Annotated in this window: 20 protein-coding genes and 1 pseudogene; 10 read left to right on the top strand and 11 right to left on the bottom strand. The window is 52.2% G+C overall.

Annotated features, from left to right (window positions below; genetic code table 11):
• Both AB1E22_RS01375 and AB1E22_RS01380 read left to right on the top strand, forming a co-directional pair.
• Complete coding sequence (locus AB1E22_RS01375; protein WP_367593731.1) at positions 1-1,122, top strand: ribosomal protein uL16 3-hydroxylase; 1,122 nt, start codon at positions 1-3, stop codon at positions 1,120-1,122.
• Positions 1,123-1,188: 66 nt separating this feature from the next.
• Positions 1,189-1,980 (top strand): MBL fold metallo-hydrolase, encoded by a 792-nt coding sequence (locus AB1E22_RS01380; protein WP_367593732.1) that lies wholly within the window; start codon positions 1,189-1,191, stop codon positions 1,978-1,980.
• Positions 1,981-2,102: 122 nt separating this feature from the next.
• Here the strand turns inward: AB1E22_RS01380 and AB1E22_RS01385 are convergent, their stop codons facing one another.
• The 3 genes from AB1E22_RS01385 to pepT form a co-directional block, all read right to left on the bottom strand.
• Positions 2,103-3,656, bottom strand: coding sequence for a peptide MFS transporter (locus AB1E22_RS01385; RefSeq protein ID WP_367593733.1), 1,554 nt, complete (start codon positions 3,654-3,656; stop codon positions 2,103-2,105).
• A 409-nt stretch (positions 3,657-4,065) separates the two neighbouring features.
• Entirely contained in the window at positions 4,066-4,596 is a 531-nt protein-coding gene (locus AB1E22_RS01390) for a hypothetical protein (protein ID WP_367593734.1), read from the bottom strand.
• A gap of 572 nt (positions 4,597-5,168) precedes the next feature.
• Positions 5,169-6,395 (bottom strand): peptidase T, encoded by a 1,227-nt coding sequence (gene pepT / locus AB1E22_RS01395; protein ID WP_367593735.1) that lies wholly within the window; start codon positions 6,393-6,395, stop codon positions 5,169-5,171.
• A gap of 288 nt (positions 6,396-6,683) precedes the next feature.
• Between pepT and potA the strand changes: the two genes are divergently transcribed.
• From potA to potD, 4 genes are read left to right on the top strand one after another with little or no spacing between them, the layout of a single operon-like run.
• Entirely contained in the window at positions 6,684-7,820 is a 1,137-nt protein-coding gene (gene potA / locus AB1E22_RS01400) for a spermidine/putrescine ABC transporter ATP-binding protein PotA (RefSeq protein WP_367597299.1), read from the top strand.
• On the top strand, positions 7,804-8,661 hold the full coding sequence (gene potB / locus AB1E22_RS01405) for a spermidine/putrescine ABC transporter permease PotB (protein WP_367593736.1): 858 nt from the start codon (positions 7,804-7,806) through the stop codon (positions 8,659-8,661). The genes potA and potB overlap by 17 nt, the downstream gene beginning before the upstream one ends.
• The gene (gene potC, locus AB1E22_RS01410) at positions 8,658-9,449 is read left to right on the top strand and encodes a spermidine/putrescine ABC transporter permease PotC (protein ID WP_367593737.1); all 792 of its coding nucleotides are present in this window, start codon (positions 8,658-8,660) and stop codon (positions 9,447-9,449) included. Before potB ends, potC begins: the two co-directional genes overlap by 4 nt.
• Complete coding sequence (gene potD / locus AB1E22_RS01415; protein ID WP_367593738.1) at positions 9,446-10,507, top strand: spermidine/putrescine ABC transporter substrate-binding protein PotD; 1,062 nt, start codon at positions 9,446-9,448, stop codon at positions 10,505-10,507. The genes potC and potD overlap by 4 nt, the downstream gene beginning before the upstream one ends.
• Before the next feature lie 128 nt (positions 10,508-10,635).
• Here potD and cobB read toward each other — a convergent pair whose 3' ends face one another.
• The 5 genes from cobB to lolC form a co-directional block, all read right to left on the bottom strand.
• Entirely contained in the window at positions 10,636-11,460 is an 825-nt protein-coding gene (gene cobB, locus AB1E22_RS01420; RefSeq protein WP_367593739.1) for a Sir2 family NAD+-dependent deacetylase, read from the bottom strand.
• Between the two features lie 3 nt (positions 11,461-11,463).
• Complete coding sequence (nagK, locus tag AB1E22_RS01425) at positions 11,464-12,375, bottom strand: N-acetylglucosamine kinase (protein ID WP_367593740.1); 912 nt, start codon at positions 12,373-12,375, stop codon at positions 11,464-11,466.
• A gap of 79 nt (positions 12,376-12,454) precedes the next feature.
• Entirely contained in the window at positions 12,455-13,699 is a 1,245-nt protein-coding gene (gene lolE, locus AB1E22_RS01430; RefSeq protein ID WP_367593741.1) for a lipoprotein-releasing ABC transporter permease subunit LolE, read from the bottom strand.
• Positions 13,699-14,403, bottom strand: coding sequence for a lipoprotein-releasing ABC transporter ATP-binding protein LolD (gene lolD / locus AB1E22_RS01435; protein WP_367593742.1), 705 nt, complete (start codon positions 14,401-14,403; stop codon positions 13,699-13,701). Before lolD ends, lolE begins: the two co-directional genes overlap by 1 nt.
• Entirely contained in the window at positions 14,396-15,595 is a 1,200-nt protein-coding gene (gene lolC, locus AB1E22_RS01440) for a lipoprotein-releasing ABC transporter permease subunit LolC (protein ID WP_367593743.1), read from the bottom strand. The genes lolD and lolC overlap by 8 nt, the downstream gene beginning before the upstream one ends.
• A gap of 301 nt (positions 15,596-15,896) precedes the next feature.
• On the opposite strand from lolC, the gene AB1E22_RS01445 reads away from it, so the two are divergent.
• From AB1E22_RS01445 to ldtC, 3 genes are all read left to right on the top strand, one after another.
• Entirely contained in the window at positions 15,897-17,003 is a 1,107-nt protein-coding gene (locus AB1E22_RS01445) for an acyltransferase family protein (protein ID WP_367593744.1), read from the top strand.
• Between the two features lie 139 nt (positions 17,004-17,142).
• Positions 17,143-20,589, top strand: coding sequence for a transcription-repair coupling factor (gene mfd, locus AB1E22_RS01450; protein ID WP_367593745.1), 3,447 nt, complete (start codon positions 17,143-17,145; stop codon positions 20,587-20,589).
• A gap of 208 nt (positions 20,590-20,797) precedes the next feature.
• Positions 20,798-21,718: a L,D-transpeptidase LdtC gene (gene ldtC, locus AB1E22_RS01455; RefSeq protein ID WP_367597300.1), complete on the top strand. Its 921-nt coding sequence runs from the start codon at positions 20,798-20,800 to the stop codon at positions 21,716-21,718.
• 94 nt (positions 21,719-21,812) lie between these two features.
• Here ldtC and bhsA read toward each other — a convergent pair whose 3' ends face one another.
• Positions 21,813-22,070, bottom strand: a complete 258-nt coding sequence (bhsA, locus tag AB1E22_RS01460; RefSeq protein ID WP_367593746.1) for a multiple stress resistance protein BhsA — start codon at positions 22,068-22,070, stop codon at positions 21,813-21,815.
• Between the two features lie 247 nt (positions 22,071-22,317).
• On the opposite strand from bhsA, the gene AB1E22_RS01465 reads away from it, so the two are divergent.
• Positions 22,318-22,950, top strand: coding sequence for a TetR/AcrR family transcriptional regulator (locus tag AB1E22_RS01465; protein ID WP_367593747.1), 633 nt, complete (start codon positions 22,318-22,320; stop codon positions 22,948-22,950).
• 223 nt (positions 22,951-23,173) lie between these two features.
• Here the strand turns inward: AB1E22_RS01465 and AB1E22_RS01470 are convergent.
• Positions 23,174-24,310 (bottom strand): annotated as a pseudogene (locus AB1E22_RS01470) (IS481 family transposase); the annotation flags it as partial.
• A gap of 127 nt (positions 24,311-24,437) precedes the next feature.
• Positions 24,438-25,331, bottom strand: a complete 894-nt coding sequence (locus AB1E22_RS01475; protein ID WP_367593748.1) for a siderophore-interacting protein — start codon at positions 25,329-25,331, stop codon at positions 24,438-24,440.
• Between the last annotated feature and the right edge of the window lie 70 nt (positions 25,332-25,401).

Genomic DNA, 25,401 nt, shown 5'->3' on the forward strand with positions numbered 1-25,401 from the left:
ATGGACTATCAACTCGACCTAAACTGGCCCGATTTTATCGCTAACTACTGGCAAAAACGCCCGGTAGTTTTAAAACGCGGCTTTAAAAATTTCATCGACCCCATCTCACCGGATGAACTTGCAGGCCTTGCCATGGAAAACGAGGTGGACAGCCGCCTGGTCAGCCATAACAACGGCAAATGGCAGGTCAGCCACGGCCCTTTCCAGAGCTACGATCATCTTGGCGAAAACAACTGGTCGCTGCTGGTGCAAGCCGTAAATCACTGGCATGAGCAAAGCGCACGATTAATGCGCCCGTTCCGCGCCCTGCCGGACTGGCGAGTCGACGATCTTATGATCTCGTTTTCCGTGCCCGGCGGCGGCGTAGGCCCGCACTTCGATCAGTACGATGTTTTTATCATTCAGGGCGTTGGCCGCCGTCGCTGGCGCGTCGGGGAAAAAGTCGCCCTGAAACAGCACTGCCCGCATCCTGATTTGCTGCAAGTCGAACCGTTTGACGCCATCATCGACGAAGAGATGGAGCCGGGCGATATTCTCTATATTCCGCCAGGTTTCCCGCACGAAGGTTACTCGCTGGAAAACGCGATGAACTACTCCGTCGGTTTCCGCGCGCCAAGCGGGCGGGAATTAATCAGCGGCTTTGCCGATTATGTGCTGCAACGTGAATTGGGTAGCCAACGCTATACCGACCCTGACGTCGCTGCGCGTCAGCATCCTGCCGATGTACTGCCGCAGGAAGTGGATAAGCTGCGCGAAATGATGCTGGATTTGATTAATCAGCCAGAACATTTCAAAACCTGGTTCGGGGAGTTTGTTTCCCAGTCGCGCCATGAGCTTGACGTTGCACCGCCGGAGCCGCCTTATCAGCCAGACGAAATTTACGACGCGCTAAAACAGGGCGACGCCATTACTCGTTTAGGTGGATTACGCGTGCTGCGTATTGCCGATGAGATTTACGTCAACGGAGAGAAAATTGACAGCCCACACCGCCCGGCACTTGAAGCCCTGGCGAGCCATATCACGTTGAAAGCCGAGATGTTTGGCGATGCGCTGGAAGACCCTTCCTTCCTGGCGATGCTGGCAGCACTCGTGAACAGCGGGTACTGGTATTTCGAGGATTAAAACGCCTCTCCCGCTTTCTTAGCGACTTACTGGCTGAGAAGGCGGGAATATAACGAGGACGCCTTAATGATCGCATTATGCAAAGCCTGCGGCACATCTTTTGAAACCGCCGGTTCCCATCCGGAACACTGCAAGATCTGCGAAGATGAGCGCCAGTTCGTGCCCGTAACGGGGCAGGAATGGGTCGAGCTGGACGCGCTAGTCACGTCACACACCAATAAGTGGCAGCAGCATAATCCCGATCTATTCAGCATCCAGACGGTTCCTGATTTTGCCATTGGTCAGCGCGCTTTTATTCTGAGAACGCCAGAAGGTAATATTTTGTGGGACTGCATAGCCAATCTCGACGACGCCACCAAAATGCTGATTTCCTCGTTGGGTGGGCTTAAAGCTATCGCTATTTCACATCCTCATTACTACACCACTATGCAGGACTGGGCCGCTGAATTTGATGCCCCGATTTACCTGCATGCCCGCGATCGGCAGTGGGTCATGCGCGAGAGCCCATACATTAACTTTTGGGAAGGTGACACCCTTGAGTTGGCTGCGAGCGTCAGCCTGATACGTCTTGGCGGGCATTTCGCTGGTGGCAGCGTTCTTCATTGGGCAAAGGGCGAAGGCGTCCTGCTTACTGGAGACATCGTTCAGGTCACGCCAGGAGCGGACGCCGTCTCTTTTATGTGGAGCTATCCGAATATGCTCCCCCTGTCGGCTGCGACGGTCAGCGATATTACGCGCCGCCTGAGTACCGTGAAATTTAAAAGGCTCTACGGGGCGTTTAAAGGAAAAAACATCACGGAAAATGCCGATGAAATTGTGCGGCGCTCAGGCAAAAAGTATATTGCCTGCCTTGGCTAAACGATTTCCATTGCAGAGTTTTCGAGGTTATACCTGCAATTTTTGAGGCTGTTCCGGAGCATAAAAAAAGCCGATCTTTCGATCGGCTTTAGTGTTACTGAGCGATTATTTAAGCTTTCGCATCACGCATTGGTTACCGGTTTTTGCTCCGGCTTAGCCTGAGCGTTTTCCAGCATACGACGCACCGGGACAATCAGCACCAGCAGCACCGCGGCGCAGATCAGCAGTGCGATGGAGCAACGCGCAAAGAGATCCGGCAGCATATCTAACTGATCGGCTTTCACATGGCCGCCAATCAAACCAGCCGCCAGGTTACCCAACGCGCTTGCGCAGAACCACAGGCCCATCATCTGGCCGCGCATTCTTTCCGGCGCCAGCAGCGTCATGGTCGCAAGCCCTATCGGGCTCAGGCACAGCTCGCCCAGCGTCAGCATCAGAATGCTGCCCACCAGCCAGAATGGCGATACGCCTGCCCCGCCGTTGCTCAGCACGTTTTCTGCCGCCAGCATCATCAGCCCAAAGCCCGCAGCTGCACACAGAATACCGATAACAAACTTCGTGATGCTACTCGGACGCACACCTTTACGCGCAAGCATAGGCCACGCCCAGCTAAACACTGGGGCCAGCAGAATGATGAACAATGCATTGATAGACTGGAACCACACTGCAGGGATTTCAAAATCGCCGATCATGCGGTTGGTGTAGTCGTTAGCAAACAGGTTGAATGAGGTCGGTTTCTGCTCAAACGCAGACCAGAAAAAGGCCGCGGACACCAGCAGGATAAAGCAGACCAGCAGTCTTGCGCGCTCTTTGCGGTTCAGGCCAGCAAACATAAACAGATAAATGAAGTACAAAGCAACAGAAGCTGCGATCACGTACACCAGCACGCTGGCAACCGCGACAGGGTTAATCACAATCACACCCTGCGCTATCAGCACAACCACCGCAGCCACGCCAACCGCAAGCGCCAGCAGCCAGGCACCTACACCGTTTTTCTTCGCAACCGGGCTGTTCCACGTAGAGTCCAGACCCACTTCGCTGTCGTAACGCTTCATCGATGGAACAGCAAACACGCGGAAGATCACCAGCGCCACCAGCATCCCGATACCGCCGATGCCAAAGCCCCAGTGCCAGCCATGTGTTTTTATCAGCCAGCCGGAGATCAACGGCGCGATAAATGACCCCATGTTGATGCCCATATAGAACAGCGAGAAGCCGCCGTCGCGGCGCGCATCGCCTTTTTTATACAGCGTGCCGACCATCACCGAAATACAGGTTTTGAACAGACCGGAACCAAGCACGATAAACATCAGGCCGATGAAGAACAGGCTGTCGCCCATAAATGCGGAGAGCGCGATGGAGAGGTGACCGAGGGCGATAAGAATCGAACCGTACCAGACCGCCTTCTGCTGACCGAGCCAGTTATCCGCCAGCCAGCCGCCCGGCAGCGCGGCCAGATACATACTACCGGCAAAGATCCCGACGATAGCCGAGGCGTTTTCACGCGCAAGTCCCATGCCGCCGTCGTAAACCGTCGCCGCCATAAACAGGATCAGTAACGGACGAATACCGTAAAACGAGAACCGCTCCCACATTTCAGTGAAAAACAGCGAGCCTAGCGGGTAAGGATGGCCGAAGAAGGTCCGGCTTTCGTTTTTGTTAACAGAGGAATGCATAAAATCTCCATGAAGTGTGTCGACGTGCCTGTAAGCACCAGAATGCATGGCGGCTATTTGACTGACTGCCGCTTTTTTAACATCCAGCAATTATTATTTAACCATTTGATAACTGGTTACTGGTTTTGTCTAGTGCCAGATGCAGGACTTTAAGATGAAAAGTCGACGATTGTCTACTTTTTCAGATTTTTTATCCGGTACAGAAGGGGCGTTATTGACATTGTATGCCTGATAACAACACAAAATTTAAACCCTATTAAACAATTATTTATGCACAAATAATGTTGTTTTTGACACTTTCAGCGCTTATGAATTTTACCCATTCACATCATGAATTTAACGTTGATCATCCATAGCCGCCTTCTCAGCTAAAGCCACTTACTGGCTGAGAAGACGGAAAAACCGATTTTTAATGAATGCCTGGGACAGCCTCACCCTCTATCATTGCCAGCCCCATCGAGGTGCGGATAAAACGCGGCGCTGTTAAATCCTCAGCCAGCACGCTCAGCAATTCAAACAACAACCCGGTGATGTGTTCCTGCTGCTCGGGCGTAACCTGTTGGTTCAGCAACAGCATGGTTAATGAGGAACAATATTCGCAGATTGTTTCTGAATCAGTTGAAAGTGGACTGCGGTATTCATCAGCACTCCCCTCTTTCACCGTTAATTGTTTAATAAGATGTTTTGGCAGTGGCGTTTTTAAAACTACCTTCAGAACATTTAAGCCCGCCAGTAAACGCCCGCACAACGCTATATATTCAGCATGGTTATGAACTTCGATTAATTCATCAGTATAACGCTGGCAAATATCCAATACCTGAAATAAATCATGTGTGGCTCCCAACGGTATTTTTAATAAAGTTGCGATGTTGCCTGCAATAACGGATTGATTATCTGTGATTTCAGGGCGAACAGTTGTGTTACTATCGGCAATAGCCATAGCGTGACTCCTGTGAAGTTTACGTTGTGGTTAGCCCTCGTTTGGTGTTCCACCACCAGGCGGGGGCGATTCTTTTAATACCCCGCCACTCTCTGCTTGAGTACTGGTTAAGTCAACAGTGAAAGTTTGCTTAATTATTGGAAACCGAAATTCTTCGGCGTGGCTCACAATATTTGTGAAAACATGGGGGGGGGAAATTGCAGGGGGGTTAACGACTGCTTTAACTATTTTCATTTCATATAAAAATAGCGTTCATAAGATTTATATTTTTATCATATTCCGATAGTGCGAGCTTATATTTCTGGAGGGCGGTTATGGAGCATGCAATTATTTATTGTAATGAACAGGAATCATATCTTTAATATTACATCCATTAGGACGACTATTTACGTTGAACCATAGCGAGCTTTGAGCTTTGGTATGAATAAAGGATCCAACAAAATTGCTGTCTAGATTAAACTCCACAATGCCTGCTCCAGACACTAAACCGATAGTCATATTAACTATCAATAAATAAAACAAAGGAACACTTCGCCCCTTTGTTTTCTGCCAACCGCCAGAACCTTAATCTATCAACCCTGCTTAGCCGTCAACTCCGCAATCCGAACAATCACCGCCACGGCTTTTTCCATCCCTTCCAGGGTTACAAACTCATGTTTGCCGTGGTAGTTGTAGCCGCCGGTGAACAGGTTCGGGCATGGCAAGCCTTTGAACGACAACTGCGCACCATCTGTGCCGCCGCGGATCGGCTTCATGATCGGTTCGATGTCACAATCGCGCATCGCCTGCTGAGCCACTTCCACAATGTATGGGTGCTCGGCGACTTTCTCGCGCATGTTGTAATAGCTGTCGTCGATAATCAGTTCGATATAGCAATCCGGATGCAGGCCTTTACCGACTTTCTTCGCAATGTCCATCATCTTGCGTTTACGGGCTTCAAACTGCTCGCGGTCGAAATCACGGATGATGTAGTGCATCTCCGCTTTATCGACTGAACCTTTGATGCCGTGCAGATGGTAAAAACCTTCGTAGCCTTCGGTGCATTCCGGGCTTTCGTCGGCAGGAACTTCAGCGTGGATACGTGCGGCAAGCGACAGGGCATTCACCATCACGCCTTTTGCGGAGCCGGGGTGAACATTGTTGCCGACGATTTTGATCGTCACCGACGCGGCGTTGAAGTTTTCACACTCCAGTTCGCCCACGCCGCCGCCATCCACGGTGTACGCCCAACGTGCATCGAAGGCGTCGACGTCAAAGAACTTCGCGCCTTTGCCCACTTCTTCATCTGGTGTGAAGGCAACGCGAATATCGCCGTGCGGGATCTTTTTCTCTTTCAGAACTTCTAACGCCGTCATGATTTCAGCGATACCGGCTTTATCATCCGCGCCCAGCAGCGTTTTACCGTCGGTGGTAATGAGCGTTTGCCCAAGCAACTGGTGCAAAACCGGGAACATCACCGGCGAAAGCACTTCGTCGCCAATGCCCAGCGCAATATCACCGCCGCGATAGTTTTCAACAATCTGCGGATTGACGTTTTTACCCGATAAATCAGGTGCGGTATCCACATGGGAGATAAAACCGATGGCCGGGACTTTTTTATCGACGGTAGAGGGAAGTGTGCCCATGACGGTGCCGTGGTCGCCCAGCGTCACATTCACTAACCCCATCTCTTCCATTTGCTCTTTCAGCAACCGCAATAACTTCCACTGCCCTTCGGTACTGGGAACTTGTTTCACGCCAGATTTGGACTGTGTATCAAAAGAGACATAATGTAAGAAACGTTCTAGTAATTTATCCATGTCGCTACCCTCAATTTTTGTGACTTCATTATCAGTAAGCCACAAATGCAAATATTGCGTCAGGTCACTTTTAGTCCGGTAGAGATGAAAATAGTCACGAATGTAATGCAATGCGAGAGGATTTAGTGTTTGCTGATTAAACCGCAGCCAAAACCCAATCGCACAAAGGCATCAAGGATTGGCGATTTCAATGCTTTGCCGTAGAATGCGTGCCCTTACTCAACGTGCAGAAACCGCAAGGTGGTTAATCACAAACCCCGCATCAACCCGCTATTTGATGCGTCATTTATGGGACGGCGTAAAAAATTGAATAAACAGCTTCGTTCGCACTCTCCGCTGGTAGAACTTGCGGGAGTAGGTAAGAGCTTTGATGGTAAAACCGTTATTTCTGATTTATCTCTCACCATCAATCATGGTGAATTTCTCACACTCCTTGGCCCATCCGGCTGCGGCAAAACGACCGTGCTGCGCTTAATCGCTGGCCTCGAGGGCGTGAACACCGGCACGATTTCCCTGGAAAACCAGGACATCACGCACGTTCCGGCCGAACAACGCCACGTCAATACCGTCTTCCAAAGCTACGCGCTCTTCCCTCACATGACCGTTTTTGAAAACGTGGCTTTCGGTTTAAGAATGCAAAAAACGCCTGCCGCCGAGATTGCTCCGCGCGTGACAGACGCCTTAAAAATGGTGCAGCTAGAAGAATTTGCGCAGCGTAAACCGCACCAGCTCTCAGGCGGCCAGCAACAGCGCGTGGCGATTGCACGTGCGGTGGTGAACAAGCCCCGTCTACTCCTGCTTGATGAATCCCTCTCCGCACTTGATTACAAATTGCGCAAGCAGATGCAAAACGAATTAAAGGCGCTGCAACGCAAACTCGGCATCACTTTTGTGTTCGTCACACACGATCAGGAAGAAGCCCTCACCATGTCCGACAGGATCGTGGTAATGCGGGATGGTCGCATAGAACAAGACGGTACCCCACGCGAGATTTACGAAGAACCGAAAAACCTGTTCGTGGCGAGCTTTATCGGGGAGATCAATATTTTTGATGCCACCGTAATTGAGCGCGTGGATGAGCAGCGCGTGCTGGCTAACGTCGAAGGCCGTGAATGCCATATTTACGTGACGATCCCTGTCACCGTCGGGCAGCGTTTGAAAGTGCTCCTACGCCCTGAAGATCTGCGGGTCGAAGAGATCAACGATACTCATGTTGCTGATGGCTTAATTGGTTATGTGCGGGAGCGTAATTACAAAGGCATGACGCTGGAATCTAACGTTGAGCTAGAAAACGGCAAAATGGTGATGGTTAGCGAATTCTTCAATGAAGATGACCCTGATTTTGACCATACGTTAGACCAAAAAATGGCGATTAATTGGGTTGAAAGCTGGGAGGTAGTGCTGGCAGATGAAGAGCTCGCGTAAATTCCAGAATATGGTGATCGCCACCATCGTGGGTTGGCTGGTGCTGTTTGTCTTCCTGCCCAACCTGATGATTATCGGAACCAGTTTCCTGACGCGCGATGATGCAAATTTTGTCAGCATGGTTTTCACGCTGGATAACTATGCCCGCCTGGCCGATCCTTTGTATGCCCAGGTACTGCTGCACTCGCTAAATATGGCGGTGATAGCCACCCTTGCCTGCCTGGTGTTGGGTTATCCGTTTGCCTGGTTTCTCACACGCCTGCCGGAACGCGTGCGTCCGTTGCTGCTGTTTTTGCTGATTGTCCCGTTCTGGACTAACTCATTAATTCGTATTTACGGGCTGAAAATTTTCCTCAGCACCAAAGGCTATCTCAATACGTTTTTACTGTGGTTAGGCGTAATTGATACGCCGATTCGCATTATGTATACCGAAAGCGCGGTCATTCTGGGGCTGGTTTATATCTTGCTGCCGTTTATGGTGATGCCGCTCTATTCGAGTATAGAAAAACTGGATAAACCCCTGCTGGAAGCGGCGCGGGATTTGGGTGCCAATAAATTCCAGACCTTTATGCGCATTATTATTCCCCTCACTATGCCGGGCATTATTGCGGGTTGTCTGCTGGTGATGCTGCCTGCGATGGGGCTGTTTTACGTTTCCGATTTAATGGGCGGGGCAAAAAACCTGCTGATTGGGAACGTGATTAAGAGCCAGTTCCTGAATATTCGCGACTGGCCGTTTGGTGCCGCCACCAGCATTACGCTAACGTTAGTGATGGGCCTGATGTTGCTGATTTACTGGCGTACCGCCAGATTGCTGAATAAAAAGGTGGAATTAGAATGATGGGTCGCCTGTTCCGTGGCGGCTTTATGACCGCCATCTACGCGTATCTGTACATTCCGATCATTATTTTGATCGTCAATTCGTTTAACAGTTCGCGCTTCGGTATTAACTGGCAAGGCTTTACCGGGAAATGGTATAGCCTGCTGATGAACAACGACAGCCTGCTGCAAGCGGCGCAACACTCGCTGACGATGGCGGTGTTTTCCGCCACTGCGGCAACGGTCATCGGCTCGCTAACGGCGGTCGCACTATATCGCTATCGTTTTCGCGGCAAACCGTTTGTCAGCGGCATGCTATTTGTAGTGATGATGTCGCCCGATATTGTGATGGCGATTTCACTGCTGGTGCTGTTTATGCTGCTCGGCGTGTCCCTTGGCTTCTGGTCGCTGCTCTTTTCACACATCACCTTCTGCCTGCCGTTTGTGGTGGTCACGGTTTATTCCCGTCTGAAAGGGTTTGACGTGCGAATGCTGGAGGCAGCGAAAGATCTGGGCGCCAGTGAGATAACGATTCTGCGTAAGATCCTGCTGCCGCTGGCGATGCCTGCGGTAGCGGCGGGCTGGCTCCTGAGCTTTACGCTGTCGATGGACGATGTGGTGGTTTCGTCGTTCGTTACCGGGCCAAGTTATGAAATTTTACCGTTGAAGATTTACTCAATGGTGAAGGTCGGTGTTTCACCCGAGGTGAATGCCCTGGCTACCATCCTGTTAGTTCTCTCGCTGGTCCTGGTGGTTGCCAGTCAGCTTATTCTTCGTGATAAAACTAAAATTCAGGGGACGTTAAAATGAAAAAATGGTCACGCCACCTGCTCGCTGTTAGCGCTCTGGCTCTGGGTATGAGCGCTGCACATGCTGACGCCGCATCTGACAAAGACAGCAAGACAATCTACTTCTATAACTGGACCGAGTATGTGCCGCCTGGCCTGCTTGAACAGTTCACCAAAGAAACCGGCATTAAAGTGATTTATTCGACCTACGAGTCGAACGAAACCATGTATGCCAAGCTGAAAACCTATAAAGACGGCGCGTATGATTTGGTCGTGCCATCGACCTACTTTGTGGCGAAAATGCGCAAAGAAGGGATGATACAGAAGATAGACAAAAGCCAACTGAGCAACTTTAAAAACCTGGATCCAGAGGTGCTCAACAAGCCGTTCGACCCGAATAACGATTACTCCATTCCCTATATCTGGGGTGCCACAGCGATTGGCATAAACAGCGATTCCATTGATCCGAAAACCATCACCAGTTGGGCTGATTTGTGGAAACCTGAATACAAACAGAGCCTGCTGCTGACCGACGATGCCCGCGAAGTATTCCAGGTTGCGCTAATGAAACTCGGTTACTCCGGCAACACCACCAATCCAAAAGAGATTGAAGCGGCCTATCATGAGCTGCAAAAGCTGATGCCAAACGTGGCGGCATTCAACTCTGACAATCCGGCCAACCCGTATATGGAAGGGGAAGTGAATCTCGGCATGGTGTGGAACGGTTCTGCGTTTGTTGCGCGTCAGGCGGGTACGCCGCTGGAAATCGTCTGGCCGAAAGAAGGCGGAATTTTCTGGATGGATAACCTGGCGATTCCGGCAAACGCCAAAAACGTAGACGGTGCGTTGAAGCTGATTAACTTCCTGCTGCGCCCGGATGTGGCAAAACAGGTCGCTGAAACTATCGGTTACCCGACGCCAAACCTCGAAGCCCGTAAACTGCTGCCAAAAGAAATCTCGGGCGATAAGACCCTTTACCCGGATGAAGCGGTGCTAAAAAACGGTGAGTGGCAGAACGATGTGGGCGATGCCAGTGCGATTTATGAGAATTATTATCAGAAGTTGAAGGCTGGGCGTTAATTTTTAGTTCAGGTCGACCCCACCCCAACCCTCCCCTTACCAGGTGAGGGAGCTTTAACTCCTCCCCCTGACAAGGGGGAGGCTGGGTGGGGGTCATTTGTTTCCGGCACTGATCAACCCAGATAGTTTTAGGACAGCCCTTTCAGCAAGCGCTCAACATACTCCGGCACCACTTCGCTGGCTAAACCGTAGAACTTCTCTTCAAACTCGCTGCCAACCTGGCTCGGTTCAAGATTTAGCTCAACCGTGTGCGCGCCTTGCAAACGCGCTTCGTGGACAAAACCGGCGGCGGGATAAACATGGCCGGATGTACCGATGGCAATGAAATAATCCGCCGTCGCAATCGCCTGGTAAATCTCATCCATTCCGAGCGGCATTTCGCCAAACCATACAACGTGCGGGCGCAACGGGGCAGAAAGCTGGCAGCAGTGGCAACGGTCTTCGCGGGTAATATCCCCTTTCCACTCCAGCACTTGCCCGCTGCGCGCACAGCGAACTTTCAGCAGTTCACCGTGCATATGGATAATATTTTTATTCCCCGCCCGTTCATGGAGATTATCAATATTTTGCGTCACTAGCAGGAAGTGGTCACCCAACTCCTCTTCAAGCCGCGCCAGCGCCAGATGCGCGGCATTGGGCTGAATTTCTGACTGCTGAAGCTGCTGGCGGCGCGCATTATAAAATGCCTGCACCAGATCGGGGTCACGGGCGAAACCTTCCGGCGTCGCCACATCTTCTACACGGTGTTCTTCCCACAAACCATCGGTGGCGCGGAAAGTACGAATGCCAGACTCGGCGGAAATCCCCGCCCCGGTCAGCACTACGACTCTGGGTTTTTCCATCGCTTCGGGTCCCGGTATATCTCTGAAAAATGCACGCTGGCGCATGCGCTGCCTGAGAAGACGTTTGGTTTTTCTAAAACGGCTTAGCCGATGTTGACGACGCGATAGCATAATTTACTCCGTGAGATGGAGGAATGCCGCACCACGCATGCCTCCGGCATCCCCATGTCGTGCAGGCTCGATACGCGGTACTTTTGCAACCGGCAATAAATATTTTGGCAAACGTTCCGGCAACTGCCGATAAATCTCAGCGAAATTAGACAAGCCACCGCCGATAACGACCAGGTGCGCATCAACTGCGGTCAGTAAACTTCCGAGGCAACAGGCCAGTAATTCCATAAAGCGGTCGACGTGCTCCACGGCCTTTTTATCGCCAGCGTAGAAACGAGCGACAATCTCTTTAGATTCCAGCGTTTCAGAATAGAAGTGTTGATAGACCCATGCGAATCCGCGACCGGAAAGGTAGTTTTCAATGCAGCCATGCTGGCCGCAGCCGCAGCGCGTGAGAGGAAAATCACGCCCGACAATATTCAGGGCATCAACCGGCAGGCGTGTATGGCCGAACTCACCGGTAATGTAGTTGCGCCCGGTAATGGATTTCCCGTTAACGATAATGCCTCCGCCCACGCCGGTGCCGAGAATCAGCCCCATCACCACCGGATAATTGCGGAAGTCATCATCCCAGGCTTCCGATAGCGCGAAGCAGTTGGCATCGTTATCCAGACGCACATCGCGCTCAAGCCGTGCAGTAAGATCGGCTTTCAGCGGTTTACCGTTGGCTGCAGGCACGTTCGCCGCATACAGCGTACCGTCGTCGGTCACCGGCATACCAGGAATACCGATACCTACCGAACCCTTAATACCAAAACGGCTATCGGCCTCTTTTACGAGGGAGACGATAGCCGCTAAAAAATTCTCATAACTGTCATGCGGGGTGGGAACACGCGTTTCCCATTGCAGTCGACGCTCCGTGTCATAAACGCCGAGAGCCATTTTTGTGCCGCCAATGTCGAATCCGTAATACATTGTCCCCCCTTATTTCCGTCACAATTCAAGCTGCAGGTTTGCTGGCTGCAACTCGAATTATTTAGGGTATATAAATAAATTATTGTCCGCTTAATACGCGCGCAGGATCGATATTACTGGCACGGCGAGCCGGATACCAACTGGCAAGTAAACTCAATAACAACGCTGTGATCAAGACATAGAATACGTCCAGCCAATGAAGTTCAGAGGGCAGGAAGTCAATAAAGTAGATATCGCCGGACAGGAATTGATGGCCGATCAGTTTTTCAATGCCGCGGATGATATTAGTTAATTGCCAGGAGGCAATAACACCCACCACCACTCCGCTCACGCTACCCAGCAGCCCCGCCAGCAGCCCGTACCAGACGAAAATGGCGCGAATCAAACCGTCTTTCGCCCCAAGCGTTCGCAACACGGCAATATCGCTGCTCTTATCTTTCACCGCCATCACCAGCGTGGAAACGATGTTAAAGCAGGCCACGCCGATAACCAGTACCATCGCCAGATACATGATGGCGCGAATCATTTGAATGTCGCGATACATATAGCCGTAGGTGCCAATCCAGCTTTTGATATAGACGTAAGCGTTGGTCACTTCGCCCGCATCGCGCACCAGTTGGTTAGCGTTAAAGACATCATTCACTTTGATGGCAATGCCGGTGACACTGTCACCCATGTCTAAATAACCTTGCGCATCCGCCATTGGCACCATTGCAAAGCTGTGATCAAGCTGCCCGCTGAGAGCCAGAATGCCTTCAACTTGCAGACGCACGCGCTTAGGTTGCAGCAATTTATGGTCGGCGCTGCTGTTGGGGATCATGATTGAAATCCAATCGCCCTGCTTCACTTTCAGGGCATCGGCAACACCTTTCCCGATAATGATTTGCTGCTGACCCGCTTTGAAATTTTGCCACGCGTTGTTTTGCACATACTGCGGTAACGCGCTGAGGCGAACTTCCTGAGCAGGATCGACACCTTTCACCTGAATGGCGCGCAGGTTTGGCCCGCTTTCCACCAGCCCGGTAAAGTTGATATACGGTGCGGCGGCGGCAATACCTTTAACTTTTTCAACGCGCTGTAAAACGCCGCTCCAGTCATGAAAAGGCTGATTGACCGGTTCAATTTCGCCGTGGGGCACAACCGCCAGAATACGGTTATTAAGCTCACGCTCGAAACCGTTCATTGCGCTCAAGCCAACAATCAGCACCGCAACACCTAATGCGATACCCAGCGTGGAGATGATGGAAATCAGTGACACCATGCCGCTGCGACGACGCCCGCGGCTAAAACGCAAACCAATAAGCAGTGACAGAGGCGAAGCCATTAATGGGCTCCCATCAAAGTCAGTTCGTCAGTCAAACGGCCATCGCGCATTTCTAACTGACGAGACATGCGACGCGCCAGTTGCAGGTCGTGAGTGACCACCAGGAAGGCAGTTCCCTGACGCACGTTCAGCTCACCGAGCAGCTCAAAAATGCTATCTGCATTGCGCGCATCCAGGTTACCGGTGGGTTCATCCGCCAGCACCAGACGCGGGTTATTCACCAGCGCGCGAGCAATCGCCACACGCTGGCGCTCACCACCGGAAAGCTCAGACGGACGGTGATTGCTCCGGTGATCAAGCCCTACCGCTTTAAGCATTTCCAGCGCGCGCTGCCGGGTTTCATCGGTATTCTTTTTACCGATTAACAGCGGCATGGCGACGTTTTCCATCGCGGTAAAATCAGGCAGCAGGTGGTGGAACTGGTAGATAAAGCCCAGTTCGCGGTTACGCAATTCCGCTTTCGCGGAAGAGGACATCGTGCTCATCGCCTTGCCGTTGAAAATCACATCGCCAGAGGTCGGCGTATCCAGCCCGCCCAACAGATGCAGCAAGGTACTTTTACCGGAGCCGGAGCTGCCGACAATCGCCATTAATTCGCCGGTATTAATGCTGAAGCTGACATCATGCAACACGTCGGTTTGCACTTTGCCTTCCTGATAGCGTTTGCACAGCTTGTCACACTGCAACAGGATTGAATTACTCATAACGTAAAGCCTCAGCGGGAAGTGTCGCGGCTGCGCGCCACGATGGATAAAGCGTGGATAAGAGTGCGACCGCCATAGCGATAATCGCAATCACAATAACCTGAAGCGGGTCGATGGCGACGGGCAGCGCGGCCCCATCCAGCATCGCACCAATGATCGGCATTAAATTGTTTAACTGGCTGGCAAGTAACGCGCCTAAACAGGCCCCCAGGAGTGCGCCAATAACGCCTGCGCTCGCCCCTTGCACCATAAATACCGCCATGATTTGCCGACGCGTAAGCCCTTGCGTCTGGAGAATCGCAACTTCGCCCTGTTTTTCCATCACCAGCAGACCGAGCGAGGTAATGATGTTAAACGCGGCAACCGCCACAATCAGGCTCAACAGCAGCCCCATCATGTTTTTTTCCATGCGCACGGCCTGGAACAGTTCGCCTTTGCGCTCGCGCCAGTCTTTCCATTCGGTGCCTTGCGGCAGTTTTTGCTGACTCAGGACATCCACTTTCAGCGGTTCAGCCAGCCACAAACGCCAGCCGGTAATATTGCCCGCCGGGTAGCGCATCAGGCGTGAGGCATCTTGCTGGTTCACCAGCATTTGATAACCATCGACTTCGCTACTGGCGGCAAAGGTGCCAATCACCGTGAAGAGACGCTGGCTTGGCAAACGGCCCATCGGTGTGAACTGGCTTGCGGACGGCACCATCACACGGATGCTGTCGCCACGTTTGATACCCAGTTGCCCGGCAAGCTGTTCGCCGAGAATAATGTTGTACTTCCCGGCAACCAGATCGGTTTGCTTCACGTTCACAAGGAAAGGCGAAAGCGGATCTTTTTCTTCCGGCTTCACGCCCAACATTACGCCCACCGCCACGCTACGCGCGCTTTGCAGCACCACATCACCCGTGGTTACTGGCGCAATACGTGTCACACCTTCAAGCTTTAAGTCTTTGGCAGGCAGGGTTTCAGGGTTAATCGAACCGCCGGGCGAGGTAATGATTGCCTGTGGCATTAAACCAAGAATGTTGTTTTGCAGCTCACGCTCGAAGCCATTCATGACAGAAAGCACCGTCACCAGCGCCATTACGCCAAGCGTAATACCGATAGTTGACAGCCAGGAGACGAAGCGACCGAAGCGGTCAGCTGCTCGCCCACGCATATAACGCAGGCCTATAAATAACGCGACAGGTTGATACATGTATTCCGTCTTGTTGCAGTTGCAGATGCAAAGTTGGCGAGAAGTATATAAGCGATACCGTATCAAGTAAATGAAACATAACGTTTTTTTGATGTTTCAGAACATGGGAAATACCCATTAAATCAAACTCATAACATCTTGTTTTCGCAGCCAAAGCCCTGGCTTAACGGTTAAAAAACGTTCCTGCGGAATGTCTGAATTACGGCTGATTCTTACAAAAACAGACAATTCAGGTAAAAAAACGCCCGACAATCTTCCACCCTCATGGCAAACCCAGGCCAAAAGAAGATATTGCTCTCATATGAAAAACAAACAACTGTGGATAAACCATATTAAGGGACTGTGCATCTGCCTTGTCGTTATCTATCACTCGGTGATCACTTTTTATCCGCACCTGACACAATTGCAAAGCGGGCTCCCGGAATACCTCGCTAAAAGTTGGATCTACCTGAATCTGTATCTGGCACCGTTTCGCATGCCGGTCTTTTTCTTTATTTCCGGCTTCCTCATTACCCGTTACATCGAGTCGGTGAAATGGCGCGACTGCATTGATAAACGGCTCTGGAATATCTTTTATGTTCTGCTGCTGTGGGGAGTATTGCAGTGGCTGGGGATTTCGTTAATCAATGAGTGGCTTGCTCCCGAACTGACGCGAAACCCAACCTCTAACGCAGCGTACTCAGAAACTTTGCTGCAATTTGCCGTCAGCATGGCAAAAGCCAGCACCAGCCTTTGGTATCTCTACGCGCTGGTGCTCTATTTCCTGGTGTTCAAAAGCCTGCGCCAATACAAAGTACCGGTGATCGTCATGTTGCTGGCGGTGAATGTGGTAATAAGTTTTATGCCGCTACCGTGGTGGGGCATGAACAGCGTGGTGCGCAATATGTGTTACTACGGTTTGGGCGCGTGGTTTGGCCCGCAATTAATGAGTGCCATGAAAGCGTTTGACGTGCGCCAACACCCGCTGATTTGTGCGTTTGACGTGCGCCAACACCCGCTGATTTGTGCGTTTGCCGCCCTGCTCTCGGCGGCGCTGTATCTGGTCAATGTCCCGGTGGTCATTTCCGTGGTGTCGATTTTTGTCATCATGAAGCTGTTTTATCTGCTCGATAGCTGGCGCGAAAGCCGCTCCGATGCGTTTTTGAATATCGTAGGTTCCAACACGATTGCGATTTACACCACTCACCGCATTATCATCGAAGCATTGAGTTTGTTTATGATTAAGAAAATCAATCAGGGCGCCCTTTCTGACGAGCTGTTGCTGATTGTGCTGATGCTCTACCCGTTCGCGAGTCTCGCCATTTGTACGCTGGCAGGCCTGGGGTTCAGAAAATTATCCCGCGCGCTGTTTGGCGACGTGTTCTTTTCTCCTCCCGCCAAAATGGTGACGGCGACCGAGGCACATTGAGCGAGGTTGCCGATTGGGTTGCTAATACAAAACGATCGCGGATAATAAACAACATTGTTTTCGAGTGCTTATCTTGCCCCCTGCAACGTGAAAGAAACGGGGTACACAAGGTGCAACCTGAGAGATTCTGACCGCAACCATGCCTGAAAATTATCGCTATTCCTTACCTGTAAAAGCTGGCGATCAGCGCCAGCTTGGAGAACTCACCGGTTCTGCCTGTGCAACTGAAGTTGCCGAAATCGTAGAACGCCATAATGGCCCGGTGGTGCTGATTGCCCCGGATATGCAGAATGCATTGCGCCTGCATGACGAAATCAGCCAGTTTACGGAAAGCCTGGTGGTGAATCTCGCCGACTGGGAAACGCTGCCGTACGACAGCTTTTCCCCGCATCAGGAAATTATCTCTTCGCGTTTATCAACGTTATACCAGTTGCCTACGATGCAGCGCGGTGTGCTGATCCTGCCGGTTAACACGTTGATGCAGCGCGTTTGCCCGCACAGCTATTTACACGGTCATGCGCTGGTGATGAAAAAAGGCCAGCGTTTGTCGCGTGATAATTTGCGCAGCGAACTCGAACAGGCGGGTTATCGCAGCGTTGATCAAGTGATGGAACACGGCGAGTTTGCGACGCGCGGCGCATTATTGGATCTCTACCCAATGGGCAGCGACAGGCCTTACCGTATCGACTTCTTCGATGATGAAATTGACAGCCTGCGCGTGTTTGATGTCGATACACAGCGCACGCTCGAAGAAGTTGAGGCGATCAACTTGCTGCCCGCGCACGAATTTCCGACCGATAAAACCGCCATCGAACTGTTCCGCAGCCAATGGCGCGATAAGTTTGATGTGAAGCGTGAACCCGAGCATATTTATCAGCAAGTCAGCAAAGGCACGCTCCCCGCCGGGATTGAATACTGGCAGCCGCTCTTTTTTAGCGAGCCGTTACCGCCGCTGTTTAGCTATTTCCCGAAAAATACGTTGCTGGTCAATACCGGCGATATCGAAACCAGCGCCGAGCGTTTCTGGCAGGATACCTTTGCCCGTTTCGAAAATCGTGGCGTTGACCCGATGCGCCCGCTGCTGCCGCCGGAAAGCCTGTGGCTGCGCGTCGATGAACTCTTCAGCGAGTTAAAATCCTGGCCGCGCATCCAGCTCAAAACTGAAACGCTGGCGGATAAAACCGCGTTCACCAGTCTGGGTTATCGCCCGTTGCCGGACCTTGCGGTTCAGGCACAGCAGAAAGCGCCGCTCGATAGCCTGCGAAAATTCCTCGACGCTTTCGCGGGCCCGGTGGTGTTTTCGGTCGAAAGTGAAGGCCGCCGTGAAGCTCTTGGCGAGTTGCTCGCACGAATCAAAGTCGCGCCTAAACGTATCTATCGCCTTGATGAAGCGGAAGGTACGAGCCGCTATCTAATGTTGGGTTCGAGCGAACATGGCTTTATCGATACCCTACGCAATCGGGCATTAATTTGCGAAAGCGATCTGCTGGGGGAGCGCGTCAGCCGCCGTCGCCAGGATAGCCGCCGCACCATTAACCCGGACACGTTGATTCGCAACCTCGCCGAGCTGCATACCGGGCAACCGGTGGTGCACCTTGAGCATGGCGTCGGGCGTTACGCGGGCTTAACCACGCTTGAGGCTGGCGGTATTACCGCTGAATATCTGATGCTGACCTATGCGGGCGACGCGAAACTTTACGTGCCTGTTTCTTCGCTGCATTTAATTAGCCGTTATGCGGGGGGTGCCGAAGAAAATGCGCCCCTGCATAAGCTTGGCAGCGATGCCTGGTCACGCGCACGGCAGAAAGCGGCGGAGAAAGTTCGCGATGTGGCTGCTGAATTACTGGATATTTATGCGCAGCGTGCCGCAAAACAAGGTTTCGCGTTTAAGCATGACCGCGAACAGTATCAAATGTTCTGTGATGCCTTCCCGTTTGAAACCACGCCGGATCAGGCGCAGGCCATCAACGCCGTATTAAGTGACATGTGCCAGCCGCTGGCAATGGATCGCTTGGTGTGTGGCGATGTGGGCTTTGGTAAAACCGAAGTCGCAATGCGTGCCGCCTTCCTCGCCGTGGAAAATAATAAGCAAGTGGCCGTTCTGGTGCCTACGACTCTGCTTGCCCAGCAGCATCTGGATAACTTCCGCGACCGTTTTGCCAACTGGCCGGTGCGCATCGAAATGCTGTCACGTTTTCGTACCGCCAAAGAACAAACGCAAATTCTTGAAGAAGCGCGTGACGGCAAAGTCGACATTCTTATCGGCACGCACAAGCTGCTGCAAAATGATGTGAAGATGAAAGATCTCGGCCTGCTGATTGTCGATGAAGAACACCGCTTTGGCGTGCGCCATAAAGAGCGTATCAAGGCAATGCGTGCCGATGTCGATATTCTGACACTCACCGCAACGCCGATTCCGCGCACGCTGAATATGGCAATGAGTGGGATGCGCGATTTATCGATTATCGCCACGCCGCCAGCGCGGCGCCTGGCGGTGAAAACCTTCGTGCGCCAGTACGATGAACTGGTGGTGCGCGAAGCGATTCTGCGTGAGGTTCTGCGCGGCGGGCAGGTTTACTATCTTTACAACGATGTAGAAAACATCCAGAAAGCGGCTGACCGCCTGGCGGCATTAGTGCCTGAGGCACGTATCACTATTGGTCACGGGCAAATGCGCGAGCGTGAGCTGGAACGGGTGATGAACGACTTCCACCACCAGCGTTTTAACGTCCTGGTGTGTACGACCATCATCGAAACCGGGATCGATATTCCGACGGCTAACACCATTATTATTGAGCGCGCAGACCATTTCGGCCTTGCGCAATTACACCAGCTTCGTGGTCGCGTGGGGCGTTCGCACCATCAGGCTTATGCGTGGCTGCTCACACCACATCCAAAAGCGATGACCACCGATGCGCAAAAACGCCTCGAGGCTATCGCATCCCTTGAAGATTTGGGCGCGGGTTTCGCGCTGGCAACGCATGACCTGGAAATTCGTGGTGCCGGGGAGTTACTCGGCGAAGGCCAAAGCGGCTCGATGGAAACCATCGGTTTCTCGCTCTATATGGAGTTGCTGGAAAACGCCGTGGATGCGCTCAAAGAAGGTCGTGAACCGTCGCTGGAAGATTTGACCAGCAGCCAGACGGAAGTCGAACTGCGTATGCCTGCCCTGCTACCGGATGATTTTATCCCGGATGTGAATACTCGTCTGTCATTCTATAAACGCATTGCCAGCGCAAAAACAGGCCATGAACTTGATGAGCTGAAAGTTGAGTTAATCGACCGTTTTGGCCTGCTGCCGGATGCCGCGCGAAATTTGCTGGATATCGCCGCCCTTCGCCAACAGGCGCAGAAACTGGGCGTGCGTAAAATCGAAGGTAACGACAAAGGCGGCGTGATTGAGTTTGCCGAAAAGAACCATGTGAATCCGGTGTGGTTGATTGGTTTGCTGCAAAAACAGCCGCAGAACTATCGTCTGGATGGGCCAACACGACTCAAATTTATTGAAGACCTTGCCGATCGCAAAGTGCGTATGGAATGGGTGCGTAACTTTATGCATCAGCTTGCGCAGAACGCCGCGGCATAATTTTATGTAAGTCGGGTTAGCGCTTGCGACGCCCGACTCAAACCTTTACACATCCTTTCATTTCACCAGGACTTCCCGACATCTGTACCTGCCATAATTGTGGATTAACTTTTTAATAACATTAATTATGTTAAGGTTTATTGTGACTTCCTCTCTGAGCGTCTTATCATCTCGTAAGGCCCGCGTTGTGCGCTGGCTGGCGTCGATTATGCTGGTTAGCGCAGCGTTCGCCGCTTTTAACGCGAATGCCAACTCTTACCCTCTACCCGCTGATGGCAGCCGTTTAATCGGCCAGAACTTTTTCCATGTGGTGGAAAATGACGGCGGCTCGCTTGAAGCTATCGCTAAAAAATACAATGTCGGGTTCCTTGCCTTATTACAGGCAAATCCGGGCGTTGACCCGTATGTTCCCCGCGCGGGCAGCGTGCTGACGATTCCGCGCCAGATGCTATTGCCCGATGCGCCTCGCGAAGGCCTGGTGCTGAACCTTGCTGAACTGCGTGTGTATTACTATCCGAAAGGCAAAAACAGCGTAACCGTCTACCCGATTGGTATTGGCCAGCTTGGGGGCGACACGGTAACGCCTACGATGGTGACTAGCGTTTCGGATAAACGGGCCAACCCAACGTGGACACCAACCGCCAATATTCGTGCGCGTTATCTGGCTAACGGCATCAAACTGCCTGCCGTCGTGCCTGCCGGGCCGGATAATCCAATGGGCCACCACGCTATCCGCCTTGCCGCTCATGGCGGGGTTTATCTGCTCCACGGCACCAATGCGGATTTCGGCATTGGTATGCGCGTAAGTTCCGGCTGTATCCGTTTGCGTGATGACGATATTAAAGCACTCTACAAAGAGATGCCGGTTGGCACGCCAGTGCGCATCATAAATACCGCGATTAAAACGTCCATCGAGCCAGATGGGACGCGTTTAGTTGAAGTGCATCAGCCACTTTCTAAGCATATTGATGACGATCCGAAAGTATTGCCGATTGTGCTTACTGAGCCGATGAAACAGTTCCAGGCCGCGTCCGAAACGGATGCTACCGTGATGGAACAGGCGATGCAGCACCGCTCCGGAATGCCGGTTGTGGTGAATGCGCATGTTGTGGCGACGAACGAAATCTAATTTCTCCGAACCTTTCAGAAATGCAAAAGGCCTCGTTTTTCAACGAGGCCTTTTGCATGGCAGTTTTATAAATCAGCGCAATGAGGGTTAACGCTTATTTATAAATTACAGCGGTACCGTGCAGAGTGTTTGGGCCGGTTACTGAAGTGATGCGAAATGAGCTTGCGCCCATCTCTTCAGCTTTCTGCGCCAGTTGCGCTTCCAGTGAACCCAGGTTAGTCCCGGCAGTTGCTGCCACAGTACCGACTTTTTGTTGGCCTGCTGGAGTGGACTGCACTTGTACGGCAGCAAAACTTGCGAAAGAGAGTGAGCTAAGAACGGCAGCAGCGATAAGTGTTTTTACGTTTTTCATGATTTTTACCTTGGCAGATGTTTTGTAGGGTCATTAAGTTATTTACTTAACGATCGATAACTAAATCATAAACGTGATCTACATCACACGTCAAATTATTTTTATAATGACCGTTAATTATTTAATAAAAGCAATATTTTTCATCTACATAGAAGTAATTTATTTATAACCCACAGTCTCTGGCTACTCTGTGCTATTAATTTTATAATGATCGTTCACTAAACAGATAAAGGTTAAACGGCCCTCTATGTCCTCTGATACGAGTTGCATTAAAAAAAGCCGTGGCCGCCCTAAGGTGTTTGACAGGGAAGCAGCACTCGATAAGGCCATGGCGTTGTTCTGGCAGCACGGCTATGAAGCCACCTCTTTGGCACATCTGGTTGAAGCTACGGGTGCAAAAGCCCCGACGTTATACGCCGAGTTCACCAACAAAGAGGGGCTATTCCGGGCCGTGTTAGATCGCTACATGGCACGTTTCACAAAAATGCGTGAAGCGTGTTTGTCCTGCGAAGAGCGAACGCTCGAACAGGCGCTGGAAGATTATTTGTCGCTAATTGCGAAGCTCTATACCGAAAAAGATACCCCGCAGGGGTGTTTCATTGTCTGTACTTCATCAGTATTGGGGGCGTCGTCGGAAGACATTGCCGCAGTGATTAAGACCCGCCAGTCGATGCAGGAAGAGACGCTGGTGCGTTTCCTGACAAAACGCCAGGAAAAAGGTGAGATCCCTGCCACCAGTTGCGTTCGAAAACTGGCTAAGTATTTGTGCTGTATCATTCAGGGGATGTCCGTCAGCGCGCGGGAAAACGCAAGCTATGCGGATTTACTCAGCATTGTGCAGACCACGCTGCGCCTGTGGCCGGAGCTGAAGAAGATTTGATTTTTTGTCGGCTGGCGCTGTCCCTTAGCCGACCAACAAAAGTGGAGGGGTTAACTCTGTCTGTGCCGGGAACAAATGACCCCCTCCCAGCCTCCCCCTTGCCAGGGGGAGGTGCTAAATCCCGACTTTGCAGGTGGAAGGGTTAACTGCTCCCTCCCCTGGAAAGGTGTACAGTCCGGGGACATGGTAGACAGGTGTTCGGACACATGGTGAACACTTTTTAACATCCTTTACCCATCGTGATCGACCTGTTTTTCAGGTCGATCACGCCCACTCTTGTGCTGTACCACCACACTTCATATTGTCCCTCTCCTGTCTCCTTCAACCCGACATGCTCGCCGATAAACGCCTTGCCCGCCTTCAGTTGCATCCCCTTAATACTGAGTTTTCCGCTTATATCCACCTTCCTGACCATCATCCCGGCATCATACTCTGCCGCCGCCGGACGGGCCTGATACTGCCGCGATGAGGGCTGGTAGCGTGATGCCGGCACCTGCATTCCCAGGGCCTCATGAGGCCGTTCCAGGTTGTATCTGTCCCGCCAGCTGTCGAACGTCTGCTGCAGCTGCTCACTGCTGAGGAACCAGCGCCCCTGCAGCAGTTCAGCCTTCAGGCTGCGGTGAAACCGCTCCAGCTTGCCCTGGGTCTGCGGGTGATAAGGCCGTGAGTGCCCGACGCAGATACCCTGGCGCATCAGCCACAGCTCCAGCGCTGTCCACGTTCCGGTGGTATCTCCCCAGGGCGCGCCGTTGTCCATGGTCATCCGCTCCGGCAAACCGTAGCGTTCGAAGACCTGCCGCAACTGAGCCTGTACGGTCCCGCGGCGCTCGTCGGCACAATGGGCCAGGCACAGGGAGAAACGGGAGTGGTCATCGAGCAGGGTGAGTGGATGGCAGCGACCGGCGGCAAACGGAAAATGCCCTTTAAAATCCATCTGCCAGAGCTGGTTAGGGGCAGCATGTTCGAAACGCCCGGTGGCAGGAATGCCGGACGGGAGGCCGGGCAACAGCCCATGGCGTGCCATCAGGTTATGGACGGTGCTGAAGGCAGGCAGGGTGTGGCCCTGGCGCTCGAGTGCGACCTTTATCTTGCGGGCGCCCCATGCCGGATAGCGTGCGTGAGCCTGGCGTAACAGGTCGACAACAGCCTCAGGCGTGCAGTGGGGAGAATGACGGGGTGTTCGCGGGCGCTCAGTGAGGCCCGCGTGGCCTTCAGCCAGCCAGCGGCGCAGCCACTTGTAACCTGTGGCAGGCGCAATGTTAAAGCGACGACAGAGCGCCCGGATGTTGGCCCCGTCCTGCGAGGCAAAGTGAACGAACTCGGTACGTAATGACATGGTATCTCTCGCATCCCACGGCATAAGCGGCTCCTGAAAGAAGTACTCATGCCTTAGTTGTAAGTGTCTACCATGTCCCCGAACAAGTGTTCACGATGTCCCCGGACTGTACAAAGGGGAGGGCTGGGGTGGGGTCCAAACGGGGCAAAGATTAGCGTTCCCGCCCTTTACTCCAGTAGGCCATAAAGTTAATGGCATCATGATTTAGCCCGCGTTCACCAATCAAATAGCGGCGCAGCATCTTCACGACCGTTGATTCCGCTGCCACCCAACCGTAAAACGCCTGGTCATCGGTCGTCGCTTTATCCCACAGCAATTCGCCTTCGGCTTCTTCAGTAACGGCTTCAATCCTGCCCGCGGTTTCTGGCATTCGCGCCATTTGCCTGACGGCTTTAAGTAAACACTCGCCGTGCGTTGCGTTCGCCGGTTTACGCGCCAGCCAGTGAATTTCCGCAAAATTAAATTCACTTAAATCAACACAGTCCCCCTGCTCCGGCACCTCAAAAAATGCCTGAATCTGTGGCGGATTTTTCTGCGTCGATAGTTTTTCCAGGATACCCCGCGCCGCCGGAAGCGCGGTTTCATCGGCGATAATCAAACCCTGCCGTAACCCTACCGGCGGCGTCCATTCATACCCGCCGCTATCTTCCGGGTACTCTGCATTTGGGGCGACGATTTGTAATTTATCGCCAGGCTTTGAGGCAATCGCCCATGCCGACGCGGGCCCTTCCAAACCGTGGCTGACAAATTCGACTGTCACTTCCTGACGCTCACGGTCTACGTGACGCAACGTGTAAGTCCGAACAATCGGGCGTTTCTCCTTCGGCAACGCCAGAAGCAGTGGGTACCACTGGCCGTGCTCTGGCAACTCCGGCACTGAGCCATCTTCCGACGGAAACAACATTTTGATTCGCTGATCGGGTGAGTCGCATTTCATGTGTGCGACATCCGGACCACCAAACACCAGACTCAGCAGCGATGGCGAAACTGATGATTTATGCACCAGTTGCACGTTAAACATCCGATAACTTTGCACCTCTGCCATTCCGACTCCTTAGCCGTATCTGGTTCACGCCCAGAGAAAGTAAACCACAGAAATAATGTGATTATTCATA

The organism is Buttiauxella gaviniae (assembly GCF_040786275.1).
GTDB classification, from domain to species: Bacteria; Pseudomonadota; Gammaproteobacteria; order Enterobacterales; family Enterobacteriaceae; genus Buttiauxella; species Buttiauxella gaviniae_A.